Origin of the sequence: Dethiosulfovibrio peptidovorans (assembly GCA_002748665.1) — a bacterium.
Lineage (GTDB): Bacteria > Synergistota > Synergistia > Synergistales > Dethiosulfovibrionaceae > Dethiosulfovibrio > Dethiosulfovibrio peptidovorans_A.
In genome coordinates this window covers 22,007-34,859 of sequence record PDTB01000018.1, presented here as the reverse complement: position 1 = coordinate 34,859, position 12,853 = coordinate 22,007, and the positions used below count along the sequence as shown (strand labels likewise).

Below are 12,853 nucleotides of genomic sequence, written 5' to 3'. Positions count from 1 at the left end.
GCCGTTTACTCCTCGGCACGCTGGATGGCTAAGACCCCGTTGTGACCTCCAAAGCCGAAACTGTTCACCAATAACCGATCCACCGTAGCCTGGGTGGTCTCGGTGACGACATTGATCCGACACTCTGGATCTTGGTTAAAGAGGTTGAGTGTTTTATGGACGATCCCCTGCTCTATGGATTGCAGTGCAGCGACGGTCTCCAGAGCGCCGGCAGCCCCAAGGCAGTGGCCGATCATGGATTTAGTGGAATTGACCATGAGATCGTCGGCCCTCTTGCCAAAGAGGGTTCGGATGGCAAGGGACTCTATTTTGTCATTGAGGGGGGTGGAGGTGCCGTGGGCGTTGATCAGGTCGACCTGATCGGGCATCCATCCGGCCTGCTCAATAGCCATTTTCATAGCTCGGATAGCCCCATCGCCCTCAGGATCCGGGGCGGTAATATGCCCAGCATCACAGGTAGAGCCGTAACCGACGACCTCCCCGTAGATATGAGCTCCACGCGCCTTAGCTCGCTCTATTGTCTCCAGGACCAGGACACCAGCCCCCTCGCCCAAGACGAATCCATCGCGATCAATCTCAAAAGGACGACTCGCTGTCTCCGGATCGTCGTTTCTCGTGGAGAGCGCTTTCATCGCAGCAAAACCCGCAACACAGATGGATCGAAGGGCTGCCTCAGTACCACCACAAAGCATGACATCAGCATCGCCTCGCTCCATCGTCCTGACGGCCTCTCCGATGCTATGGATGGAGGTCGCACAGGCAGTGACGACACACATGTTCGGTCCCTTGGCCTGATGCCGGATGGCGACGTAGGCCGCTGACATGTTACCGATCATCATGGGGATAAAGAAGGGGCTTATTTTTCGGGGTCCCTTAGTCACCATGGTCTGGAAGCTATCGAAGCAGGTCTCAATGCCTCCCTGCCCCGAACCAATGTAGACGCCGAATCTATGAGGATCCAGATCTTCAGAGCGAAGACCAGCGTCGTCCATAGCCATATCAGATGCAGCAACGGCAAACTGGATGACCCGATCAGCTCTCTTGGCCTCTTTTTTGGGAAGCCATATGGTAGGATCAAAGTCCGAGACTTCGGCCCCCACCTGTACTGAGAAATCAGAGGCATCGAAACACGTAATAGGACCGATACCGTTTTTTCCATCTTTCAGTGCCTGCCAGTACTTCTCACGTCCACTGGCAATGGGACTGACAACGCCCAGGCCTGTTATGACGACACGAGTCTTGTTCATAGGCATCCAACTCCTTGCGGCTCAGGTCTCTCAATTCACCTGGCCGTTATATGAGAGTACGGGGCGACATACACCGCCCCGTATCCGTACAATTGGGCATTAGCCCTCGACTCCTAATTTAGTGCAGGCGTAATTCATGGCCTCACCGACACTGGTCAGTTTCTCGGCGTCCTCATCAGGGATCTCGATGTCAAACTCCTCCTCGATTCCCATGATGAGCTCGACGATATCCAGAGAGTCGGCTCCAAGATCTTCGACAAAGGAGGCTTCCGGCGTTATCAGCCCTTCCTCCACGTCAAGGCGCTCGACGACTATTTCCTTCAAACGGCTCAGTACCTCTTCTTTTTTCATGACACTGTCACCTCCCTTCGTCAAAGTTCAGATCATGGTCATGCCGCCATCGACGGCCAAGACCTGCCCTGTTATGTACGATGCACCGTCGGAGACCAAGAAAGCCACGGCCTTCGCCACATCCTCACCAGTTCCGCTCCGCCCCACCGGGATGTTCTTCAGCATTTCGTCCCGAACGGCGTCGGGAAGCACGTCGGTCATATCGCTGGCGATGAATCCCGGTGCCAGTGCGTTGACAGTGATGCCTCTTTGAGCATATTCCCGAGCTATGCTTTTCGTCAAACCGACAAGCCCAGCCTTCGAAGCACTGTAATTGGCCTGACCGGCGTTGCCGATGAGCCCGACAACCGATGCAAGGTTGACGATGCGTCCCCACCGGGCCCGGGACATTCCCTTGATCGCCTCCCGGGAACACAGAAAGGCAGATCGAAGATTACCGTCAAGTACGTCGTCCCAATCCCTATCCTTCATGCGCATGAGCAAACCGTCCCTGGTGATTCCAGCGTTGTTGACCAGGACCGAGACGGGACCAAGTTCCTGAGCGACGGCCTGAAAGAGCTCGGAGACAACCGCCGAATCGGAGACGTCCCCCTGAAAGGCCTGGGCCTCTCCCCCCACGTCCGTGATCTCCCGAACGACCGCCTGAGCTGATGCCTCCGATTGCCGATAGTTAACCGCTACACGATGGCCGGTGGCAGCGAGCTCCAAAGCTATAATCCTGCCAATTCCCCGACCGGCACCGGTCACCAGTGCGACTCGTTCATTTTTTGGCATTTCAGTGAGCCTCCTCGAGAAATGCGGCAACATCATCCAGCCCCTCCACCGTGCCCACGGAGAGGGTTCTGGAGCCCTTGATGCATTTTTTAGACAACCCTGCCAAGACAGCACCAGGGCCCAACTCCAGGAAGGAGGTGGTCCCCTGAGACGCCATGTACTCCATGGATTGAACCCACAGGACAGGGCTGTAGGTCTGGCGGTAGAGTCCGTCCTGAATAGCGCTCACCGCCGTTTGCGGCGTACCCGATACGTTGGCCACAAGAGGCCACCTGGAGTCAGACCAACTGCACAGCTCCATAGACTGAGCGAGCTTGTCCGCCACGGCAGTCATGAGACGGCAGTGAAAGGGCGCACTCACGTTCAGGGGGAGCGCTCTCTTTGCACCTCGCTCTTTAGCGAGCTTCATTGCCCGTCGAACTGCGTCGTCGTGGCCCGATATGACGACCTGAGAAGGGGAGTTAAAGTTGGCTGCCTCGCAGACACGGTCACCGTCGACCTCGGAACAGAGAGTCTCGACGTCAGAGGGCGACAGACCTAAAATTGCGGCCATAGCACCCTCTCCTTCGGGGACAGCCTCCTGCATGAGTTTTCCCCGCTCGTGAACCAACCGAACCCCGTCGTCCAGAGACAGGCTTCCTGAGACGACCAAAGCCGAATACTCACCAAGGCTATGCCCCGCCACAAAGTCCGGCCTCAGATCAAGCCCCAGTTCATCGACGAGAACACGGTAGACAGCCACACTTACCGTCAGGATGGCCGGCTGCGTGTAGGCCGTCAGGGTCAGGTTTTCCTCGGGACCGTCGAAAATCGTCGCGCTCAGATCGAACCCCAGTGCCCGATCAGCCTGATCGAAGACATCTCTGGCTGCCGAATACCTGCACAAATCCCGTCCCATACCCACGGTCTGAGCGCCCTGACCGGGAAACAACAATCCGTAGCCCATTTTATCGTATCTCCTCTCCGGGAAATGCACATTCGGCAAGCCCAGCGATAACGTCCTCGGCCTCCCGACACATCTCCCGGATGATATCCTCCGCCGGAGAGATACGTGAGACCAACGCCGCAGTCTGCCCCGCCATCACTGATCCCATCTCCACGTCACCATCCACCACCGCTGCTCGAAGCCGCCCGACTCCCAAAGCCTCAATCTCGGCGACGGACGCCCCGGCCCGTTCAATTTCGTCGAATTTGGCGGATAGCTTGTTTCGGATACACCGTACAGGGTGTCCTGTGGAACGCCCTGTGACAGCGGAACTTCTATCCTTGGCGCTGAGGACAGTCTGTTTGTATCGATCATGAACAGAGCTCTCGGCTGCACAGATAAAACGGGTTCCGACCTGTACTCCCTCTGCTCCCAAGGCAAAAGCTGCCGCCATACCCCTGCCGTCGGCGATCCCCCCGGCAGCAATAACCGGGATGGAGACGGCCTGAGCCACCAGAGGGGTAAGAACCATCGTAGTCAGCTCGCCGATATGACCTCCCGCCTCGCATCCCTCAATGATAACGGCGTCGGCTCCCTGGCGCTCAACCCGCTTAGCCAAGGCAGTGGTGGGAACCACTGGGAGAATTTTGGTCCCCAGGGGTTTCAGCCGCTCTATGACTTTACCGGGACTGCCTGCACCGGTGGTGACAACGGGGATCCGATGCCGAGCCACCAACTCCAGGGCATCGTCGGCAGTGACAGACATAAGCATGATATTCACCCCAAAAGGCCGGTCGGTGAGATCTTTCGCCTTTTGAATTTCCCTATCTAAAATGTCAGGAGGCACGTTAGCTGCCGCAATAACCCCCAAGCCACCGGCATTGCTCACAGCTGCGGCCAGAGATGCATCAGCAACCCAGGCCATGCCACCCTGAATCAGGGGATAGGACACCCCGAGAAGATCGCTCACCCGTTTTCCCAGTCTCATATGTAGCCTCCTCACGAACGGTATACCCAAGCACCGTAGGTCATCCCGGCTCCAAAGCTGGCCACGACCACGGTCTGTCCCTGTCCTCGCAGTATACTCCCTTCTCTATACGCCTCGTCCAGCGCAATAAAGACCGACGCCGCCGAGGTATTGCCGTACCGCTCCAGGTTATGGATGCCTCTTTCCTCCGGGACCCCCAGACGACGAAGAACACCGCTGACGATCCGCATGTTGGCCTGATGAAGCACCCACCGGTCGACATCCCCAACAGCGACCCCCAGCTCCTCACAGACACCTCGAAGATAGGACGGAAGGACCCTCTGGGTGAACTTGAAGACGTCGTTACCCCTCATAGATACGTAGTGATCTCTCTGAGAGACAGTATCAGACGACGCCGGACGAGATGACATACCTCCAGGCAGGACGATGTGGTCCCACTTGGTACCGTCAGCCCGCATGTCACAGGCCAGGACCCCCGGGGCTTCTCCTGCCTCAAGAAGAACGGCACCGGCGCCGTCTCCGAAGAGGACACAGGTTCCTCTGTCGTTCCAGTCGATAAGACGGGAGATAACCTCAACCCCACAGACCAGTACCCGATTCCAAAGCCCCGAGGCGATTCCAGATGACGCCAAGGAAAGGGCATAGACCGATCCTGTACAGCCCGCCTGAAGGTCGAAGGCTCCCGCCCGAACGGCTCCCAAAGCACCTTGAACCCGACAGGCAACGCTGGGAAAGAGGGTGTCCGGCGAGTTCGTCCCAACGACGATCATATCGACCGATTCGGGGTCGGTGTCACAGGCCTTCAGGGTCTGTCGACACGCTTCAAGGGCCAAGTCACTGGCGTTCTCGTCCTCCGAAGCGATGTGTCGACGACGGATCCCAGTACGCTCTACGATCCACTGATCGCTGGTATCAACCAGCTCAGCCAGATCGTGATTATCCAATACCCGACGGGGAACGGCTATCCCCGTGGACCGTACAAAAACAGGGCGTCCCTGTAAACGAGACATCAGGCCTTTACTCCCGGGAGGAGTAGTGCCACTTCCTGGTCAATTCGTTGAACTCCGTCTTTACGAACAAAATTCCGACCAACACCCAGAGCGCTGGCGATAGCCGGGGCCTTGGATCTCCCATGAGCCTTGATTACAGCCCCGTTCACGCCCAGAAGAGGGGTCCCGCCGTAGCGCTGATAGTCAAAACGCTGCTGAAGCCCCCGAAGCATCGGAAGCAGGAAAACCAGGCCTAGCTTGGCCAAAAGTCGACGGTCAACCTCGTCCTTAAAAATTTTGAGAGCCAATTCACCCAGCCCCTCGAAGGACTTGAGCATGACGTTGCCCGAAAAACCATCACAGATGACCACATCGGCCATCCCAAAGGGGACGGCATTTCCCTCGATATACCCTCCGAAATGAAGGTGAGATATCTCGACGATGGCGGATCGAGCAGCGGCTATGACCTCGTCGCCCTTGATCTCCTCGGATCCGTTGGAGAGAAGGCGAACATCAGGGTTCTTCACATCGAGAAGATGTTCCATAAACAAAGAACCCATAACCGCAAATTGCGCCAGATTCAGGGGCTTGCACCGAACGGTGGCTCCTGCATCCATCAGCAGGGTGGGTTTGTTCAGCGTTGGGAGGACAACTCCCAACCCAGGACGATCAATACCGGAGATCCGCCCCACGACCAGGACTCCACCGGCCACGATCGCCCCTGTGTTTCCTGCGGAGATACATCCTGCGGCCTCACCAGATCGCACCATCTCCATAGCGACACGGAGGCTAGACCTCTTCTTGGAGCGTATGGCTTTAGCGGGAGATTCACCCATAGCCACGGCCTCATCGGCGTGGACGACATGCAGCCGAGTGCGGACCTCGGGCGACACAGAGGTCAGTTCTCTCTCTATCAGGTCCGAACGACCGACCAAGGCAACCTCCAGATCAGAATGAGATTCACAGGCCATGAGAGCTCCGAGACAGTTCTCTCGGGGGCCATAATCTCCCCCCATAGCATCCAGGGCAAGGATCACGGGGATTCACCTCGAATCTTGTTCTCTTCCCGTGACTCCAGGGCCACGACAATATACCGTCCCACGAAAATCTCCCTTTCTCCTACTCGCGTCCTGACGCTGACGATGTATTTATTCCCTTTGTGAACGCCCACCTTGGCCTTGGCCATGAGGACATCACCGATCCTGGCCGGGGCACGAAAACGACCTCGTACCGATCCGACGATGACCATATCAGCACCAACCACAGCAATAGCAAGAGACGAAGCCTGGGCATAGATATAGTGATCCCAGATAAACTCGGTATGTCGAAAGGCCATCTCCTGCCTGGTCTTGAGCACCGAAAAAGCCCACCGGTTGAGCTCCAAATCCATAAGTTCCCCGATGAACTCCTCCTGCTTTAAGGATTGAAGCTTGCTGGTAGCCCGTTCAGCCATGCGTCGGGCCCGCTCCCGAAGCTCAGGGAATCCCAGAAGAGCCCGGTCCAACCGGACAGTACTCACGCTCACCCCCAGGCTTGCCGCCAGCCCCTCGTCGGAGAGAAGAGGATTCTGCCGAATAAGCTGACTCAGCCTCTCGTGTCGAATTTTTCGATTGATAGACTTCGCCATCGGAGTTCCCCCTTATAAGTTGGTCCTAATAGCAGATTTGAATATACCCCAGTATAGAAATTTTTTTCCCCTCGGTCAAGCCTCAAAAAAACTCATCCGATCACATCGATACTATCCTCTCGTCTTGACAGACAAGGGGACAGCGAGAAATCTATGCTTGAATAAAAAATGAAAGAAAAAAAGAAAGGGACAAGCTCGTTTGGGATAAATACGAGACACTGCACGAAGAGGGCGCACCCTGACTTCCGAAAAACGAAAGCATGAGGGCTCTCTAAAAACGCACATCCCTGCTCAGGTCGTTTCGACTGAGCCCATTCGAGCCCCTATGTTCGACCTTTCGTCGTGGAGTACCGATACATCGCACCAAGCCGAGGGGGGCACAGGAAGTGCCCTTCCAGGCGACGGCTCACAGCAGGTAGGTAAGAATACGTTCGGGCAAGACAGGATTTCGACGGAACGACCACATCGGGGATACATTGGATGTACGTTTCAAGAGATCCCCATAAAGCATGTAGCAAAACAATAATTGTCTTTTTCGACTATTCGATGCTCTATCGTTTTCAGTTTAGGATGTTCCTACCTATGACTTTTTATCAGCAAGATATACCTTTATCGATCCCCAAATGCCTCTGGGAAGCCATATGATGAATAAAATCAACGCCATCCCATAAACGACAAGGCGTAACTCTCCAGCCATACGAAGGAACTCGGGCAAGATGGTCAACGATATGGCTCCAAAGATGGGACCAGCTATAGTGTTCATCCCGCCGAAAATAACCATAACAAGGATGTTGATAGACTCGTTAATCGTGAAGGTAACCGGGCTTATAAACAAAATATAGTGGGCGTAAAAAGAGCCTGCAAGACCTGCGAGCCCCCCTCCCAAGGTAAAGGCAAAAATCTTGCTTTTCATCACGTCTATTCCGACAGACTTTGCAAGCTTCTCGTTTTCTCTCACAGCTATCATGGCATCGCCCAAGCGCGAGCATACGAGTTTATTGATTAAAACAACAACCCCGCCCACGAAGAATAACCCAAGATAATAATACTGAATACGTGTAGTAAAAACAAAGTCCCAACCAAAAAAACTAAAAGGCGTAGGCCGTGGAATGCCCGCGATTCCCATAGGACCGTTGGTCACGTCGATCCAATTATTCATGATAACTGTAACGAGAACTCCGAAAAAGGCCGTCGTTATAGCCAACACATGCCCTCGCAACCTCAAAACGAGTTTGCCTATACAAAAGGACATCAGCCCCGAGAAAAAACCTGCCAGCCAAAATGCAATCCAAAAAGAGACTCCGAAACGAACACTCAAGATCGCGGATATATAGGCCCCCATACCATAGAAAGCTGCATGTCCCAGAGAGACCTGCCCCGCAAAGCCTACGACGAGAGCGAGAGAAAGAGCCAGTACGATGTAGATTTCGGACATAACAAAAATATGCATATAGTAATCCATCGTGAAAAATCGAGGAAGCCAGTATAAAAAGAGGACAAAACAGACTGCAAGAACCACCTTGGCAAATTTATTCATGGGGACCTCCCATCAACCCTTCAGGTTTGAGAATAAAGAGCAAAATCAACAAAAGGAAGGGGTAGGCGTCTTTATAGGCATAACTTATAAATCCTCCTCCAAGACTTTCAACAAGCCCTATAAGCAGTGCCGCCCATATAACACCCTTGATCTTTCCGAAACCTCCAAGAGTAACGATGACAAAGGATTTGAGAGTTACGGAAAAACCCATTTCTGGGGAGACAAAAAACATCGCCCCCACCATAGACCCCGCTGCCGCAGCAAGGGCGCCTCCTATGCCGAAGGTGATCGTATAAATGCGGAAGACGTTGATGCCTGCAAGTTGAGCGGCGATACGGTCTTGTGATACGGCTCTCATGGATCGCCCTATTCTTGTATAACGAATAAACCACGCAAGAAAAGCGACAAGACAAAAGCTCAAGACGAGAATAGCCAAACGTTCACCGGTAAGGAAAAGTCCCATGACATTCAATCTTATCCTTGCCAATCCTGATGTTATTTTATGAGGCTCAGCCTTAAAAAAGAATAGCGCTCCATTAGCCAAAACAGTGGATAAGCCAAAAGATAGAAGCATACTGTTGATTAAAGGTTTTCCAACGATCGGCCTGAACAGAAATCGTTCTATCAACATGCCAAATACCGCCATACCAGCCATAGCGAGAATAATACTGACAAAAAAGGGCACACCACAATAGGTCATGGAGAACAAAGCCATAAATGCCCCTAGCATATAAAATTCACCATGAGCAAAATTTGCCATCTCAAGAATGCCAAAAATCAAGGACAAGCCCAGAGCGATAAGAGCGTAGATGCATCCCAAGATCACACCATTCAGTATTTGTTGCATTAAAACCGTCGTCAAGAGATCATCTCCTCATTCCGAAAGCGAAAACCGCCATATTAAATAAATGGTCATGGCGGTTTTCGCACGGTCTATTTCTAAATCCGTTGATTATTTTACAGAGATGGGGCCTGCAAGAACGATAATTTTGCCGTCTTCTATAGCTATAATGTATTCGTCAATGATAAGTTGATTCTTCGAATCGAAGCAGGCCTTTCCCTGAGGGCCTTGATATTCAATAGCTGCGAGGGCTGAGCGGATTTTTTCGGCATCCAGCGAACCAGCACCTTTGATGGCGTAAGCGACCATACGAGCACAATCATACCCCGCTTGAGCATATTTCTCGGGGAAAACAGCATAGCGCTTTTTGTAGTCTTCGACAAACTTTTGTGCTTCTGGAGTTTGGATGCTGGAGACGAAACGGCTGGCTCCGACAATTCCATTGGCGTTTTCTCCTGCCAGCTCGATAAACTTAGAGTTAAAAACTCCGCCCGTAGAATCCATGATCAACATCTTATCGGAGAGCCCCATCTCGTGGAACTGAGCAATAACCCTTGAAAGATCTACAGTTTCCCCAAAAACACAGAGCCCGTTTGCCTCGGTAGCCGAAAGCTTTGTAACGATGGGATAGTAATCCGTTTCACCTTGGTTAAAATACTCAGTCAAAACTGCTTTAGCGCCAAATGTATCAAGATATTTATTAAAGGCTTCCACCGAGCCTCGACCATAATCGGTGTTAACAGCTATATAGGCCCATTTATCAACCTTTTTCTCCTTCACTGCCCATTGAACAAAAGCCTTTGCAATCATCCCAGAATTATCGCAGCCTCTGAATGTCCAGATATTCCCCATCTCCGTGATTTTCGGGGCCAGAGAAATGGGCGTAATCAGCGGCACCTTGGCCCGTCGCGCTACGTCCATCATCGCAAGAGTACAAGAACTTCCGAAAGCACCGATCACGGCGTTCACTTTTTGCATTTCGACGAGTTTTTCAATAGCTGCCACAGAGGTCGCAGGAACGCCCGCACTGTCCTCTACATGGAGTTCGATTTTATGTCCATCGACTCCCCCTTCGCCGTTTATCTCGTCGATTGCCATCTTAACGCCGTTCAGAGTTAAGCCTCCGTCATATGCCAAAACGCCTGACGTAGGGAGAACAACCCCAATTTTAATCGGCCCCTCCGGGAACGCAGCAAAAGCCATTCCCCCCAAGGCAAAAACCAAGAGCATACCCAGTAAAATTTTTCTCATATCACTGCACCTCCTTTTATTCTGCCCATCTCTCGAAAGCTTGCTTTACCCCCCCTAAGAGATGAATGCCCTTAGAATATCTCCCTCTCCTTCCCCGCAAGACGCCTCTTTGTGTGCCTTGCAAGCGGTAAACTTAGACCCCTAAATACGACTTGCGAACCGTATCGTTCTCAAGCAGCTCTGAGGCCTTCCCCGACAGAGCGATGCTGCCGTTCTCAAGAACATAGGCATAGTCCGCTATCGATAAAGCCATAAAAGCATTTTGCTCCACGAGGATTACTGTCGTTCCATTTTGAGAAATATTCTTAATGACAGACATTACTTTTTCCACAATGATGGGAGCAAGGCCAAGAGAAGGTTCATCAAGCATAAGTAACTTAGGTTCTGGCATAACAGCCCTTGCTATAGCAAGCATCTGTTGCTCTCCACCGCTGAGGCTTCCAGCTACTTGATTTTTTCTTTCCTCAAGCACCGGGAAATACTCAAAAGCCCACTCAAGGCGTTCCCGTACCTTCTTTTTGTTTTTGATGGAGATAGCTCCGGTTTCAAGATTTTCCAACACGGACATCCCCGCCCAGACTCGGCGTCCTTCTGGACATTGAGATAAACCCAGAGCGACGATTTTGTCGGGCGACAGTTTTTCAATGGATTGCCCTTCAAGTATGATTTTGCCCGCTGTAGGACGAACGACACCGGACATACACATCATAAACGTGCTTTTTCCAGCTCCGTTTGCTCCGATAAGGGCGACTATGGAGCCCTTCTCCACAGCCATGGAAATGCCATGTAAAACCTTCACTTTACCGTAGCAAGCTTCAAGCCCTTCAACTTTTAAGAACATTTTGCCCCTCTGCTCCCCAGATATGCCTCAATCACCTCAGGATTTTGAGAGACCTCCTCGGGTTTACCCTCCGTGAGCTTTTTCCCATAATTGAGAGCAGCTATTCTATCGGAAATTGATACGACGAGTCTCATGTTGTGTTCGATCAGGAAAACGGTTATACCTCTCTCCGACCGTATTCGAAGAATAATATCGATCAGTTCCTGAGTTTCTACCGGATTCAGCCCAGTTGCCGGTTCGTCGAGCAACAGAAGCGATGGGGAGGTTGCCAACGCAAGGGCAATCGAAAGCATGCGTTGTTTGCCGTACGGGATGTTTTTGACAAGGTAGTGTTTCCACGGCGCTAAACCGGTGAACAAAAGAACGTCCTCGCCCCAATCATGAATCTGCTTTCGCTCTTCACGAAGGACCTTGCCGTTACACAAAATATCCAGTAACGTCGATTTATGGTGCATGTTGAACCCTATCCGTACGCTTTCCGCCACAGAGATATCAGCAAAAATATTCGTTTTCTGGAAGGTACGAACCAAACCATTTCTGGCTATCTTATGTGGAGCCATAGCGGTCACATCTCGGCCCATAAAAAAGGCTTTCCCTGACGAAGGCTTTAAAAAACCGCTCACAAGATTGAAAAAAGTCGTCTTCCCCGCACCGTTTGGACCGATGAGCGAAAAAATTTCACCCTTATTGATGCTAAGATCAACGTCTTGAACAGCTTTAAGGCCTCCAAAACTCACAGAAATACCTTGAGCCTGTAAAATGGGAGAGGTCATGCAATCACTCCTTGATTCGTTAAGGTTGAGGGGAAGCGACCTCGGCGACACCTATCGTCAGCTCCTCTAAACTGAGGGCGTATCCCTTCTCTCGAATTTCTCGGATCTCATCTTGTAACGTCAATGGATCCGTGACCGTGTACTGTGTAAAGGCCTTCAAAGGTGAGGATAGAACTTTTTGCTGTAGATAAGCCTGAGCATGCGCGAGCAGAACTTTTCCGCATGCCGCAGCGTGGAGGGGAAAGGTCTTGCCGATATCTGCCACAAGTTTGATGGTTCGCTTGGGCTCGACCTTGTGCAGGCAAACACCACGAGTGCCATCAAGCACCAGGAGCAAGACCGTTGGCTGACACTCTTCGCATAGTTCAAATACAACTTCCTGCGCCTGCTGGATCAACTCGCATTGCAAGCGCCAGGAATCCGCCAAAGCACGTACCCGTAAACTTATAGAATAGTTTTTTCTCATCTCAATACAGCCACCCAGTTTTTTCCAAAGACATAAGCAACCTCTGAATGCTGCTTCTTGGTATGTCCACCTCTTTTGCTATTTCTCGTATTCCTCTCCCTTCAGAGCTCTGTAAAAGACATTCGATGATGGACGTTATGCGTTCTACGCTATCCAACTTTGCGACACTCCTTCTTGAAAATGGGACAAGCGCACCACTTTATGATTATCAATCTACCGCTTCTCGATGATAAAGTCAATTAA

General features: G+C 52.1%; 15 protein-coding genes. All 15 read right to left on the bottom strand.

Features of this window, described 5'->3' with window-relative positions:
• Window positions 1–5: 5 nt before the first annotated feature.
• On the bottom strand, window positions 6–1,247 hold the full coding sequence (gene fabF / locus CSA35_03920) for a beta-ketoacyl-[acyl-carrier-protein] synthase II (protein PIE54773.1): 1,242 nt from the start codon (window positions 1,245–1,247) through the stop codon (window positions 6–8).
• A gap of 99 nt (window positions 1,248–1,346) precedes the next feature.
• The gene (gene acpP, locus CSA35_03915) at window positions 1,347–1,598 is read right to left on the bottom strand and encodes an acyl carrier protein (protein ID PIE54772.1); all 252 of its coding nucleotides are present in this window, start codon (window positions 1,596–1,598) and stop codon (window positions 1,347–1,349) included.
• A gap of 27 nt (window positions 1,599–1,625) precedes the next feature.
• Entirely contained in the window at window positions 1,626–2,372 is a 747-nt protein-coding gene (locus CSA35_03910; GenBank protein PIE54771.1) for a beta-ketoacyl-ACP reductase, read from the bottom strand.
• 1 nt (window position 2,373) lies between these two features.
• Window positions 2,374–3,318, bottom strand: a complete 945-nt coding sequence (gene fabD, locus CSA35_03905; protein ID PIE54770.1) for a [acyl-carrier-protein] S-malonyltransferase — start codon at window positions 3,316–3,318, stop codon at window positions 2,374–2,376.
• Window position 3,319: 1 nt separating this feature from the next.
• A complete protein-coding gene (locus CSA35_03900) occupies window positions 3,320–4,285 on the bottom strand; it encodes an enoyl-[acyl-carrier-protein] reductase FabK (GenBank protein PIE54769.1) in 966 nt (321 codons plus the stop codon).
• Between the two features lie 11 nt (window positions 4,286–4,296).
• A complete protein-coding gene (locus CSA35_03895) occupies window positions 4,297–5,295 on the bottom strand; it encodes a 3-oxoacyl-ACP synthase (protein ID PIE54768.1) in 999 nt (332 codons plus the stop codon).
• Window positions 5,295–6,311, bottom strand: coding sequence for a phosphate acyltransferase PlsX (locus tag CSA35_03890; protein ID PIE54767.1), 1,017 nt, complete (start codon window positions 6,309–6,311; stop codon window positions 5,295–5,297). The genes CSA35_03895 and CSA35_03890 overlap by 1 nt, the downstream gene beginning before the upstream one ends.
• Window positions 6,308–6,901 (bottom strand): transcription factor, encoded by a 594-nt coding sequence (locus CSA35_03885; protein PIE54766.1) that lies wholly within the window; start codon window positions 6,899–6,901, stop codon window positions 6,308–6,310. Before CSA35_03885 ends, CSA35_03890 begins: the two co-directional genes overlap by 4 nt.
• A 580-nt stretch (window positions 6,902–7,481) precedes the next feature.
• Window positions 7,482–8,438, bottom strand: a complete 957-nt coding sequence (locus tag CSA35_03880; GenBank protein PIE54765.1) for a branched-chain amino acid ABC transporter permease — start codon at window positions 8,436–8,438, stop codon at window positions 7,482–7,484.
• Window positions 8,431–9,285, bottom strand: coding sequence for a branched-chain amino acid ABC transporter permease (locus CSA35_03875; protein PIE54764.1), 855 nt, complete (start codon window positions 9,283–9,285; stop codon window positions 8,431–8,433). Before CSA35_03875 ends, CSA35_03880 begins: the two co-directional genes overlap by 8 nt.
• A 105-nt stretch (window positions 9,286–9,390) precedes the next feature.
• Window positions 9,391–10,530 carry a branched chain amino acid ABC transporter substrate-binding protein gene (locus tag CSA35_03870; GenBank protein PIE54763.1) on the bottom strand — a complete coding sequence of 380 codons (1,140 nt, stop codon included), beginning with the start codon at window positions 10,528–10,530 and terminating at the stop codon, window positions 9,391–9,393.
• Window positions 10,531–10,663: 133 nt separating this feature from the next.
• Complete coding sequence (locus tag CSA35_03865; protein PIE54762.1) at window positions 10,664–11,371, bottom strand: ABC transporter ATP-binding protein; 708 nt, start codon at window positions 11,369–11,371, stop codon at window positions 10,664–10,666.
• A complete protein-coding gene (locus tag CSA35_03860) occupies window positions 11,362–12,144 on the bottom strand; it encodes an ABC transporter ATP-binding protein (GenBank protein PIE54761.1) in 783 nt (260 codons plus the stop codon). The genes CSA35_03865 and CSA35_03860 overlap by 10 nt, the downstream gene beginning before the upstream one ends.
• Before the next feature lie 19 nt (window positions 12,145–12,163).
• Window positions 12,164–12,610, bottom strand: a complete 447-nt coding sequence (locus CSA35_03855; protein ID PIE54760.1) for a hypothetical protein — start codon at window positions 12,608–12,610, stop codon at window positions 12,164–12,166.
• A 1-nt stretch (window position 12,611) separates the two neighbouring features.
• Window positions 12,612–12,767: a hypothetical protein gene (locus CSA35_03850; protein PIE54759.1), complete on the bottom strand. Its 156-nt coding sequence runs from the start codon at window positions 12,765–12,767 to the stop codon at window positions 12,612–12,614.
• Window positions 12,768–12,853: the final 86 nt, after the last annotated feature.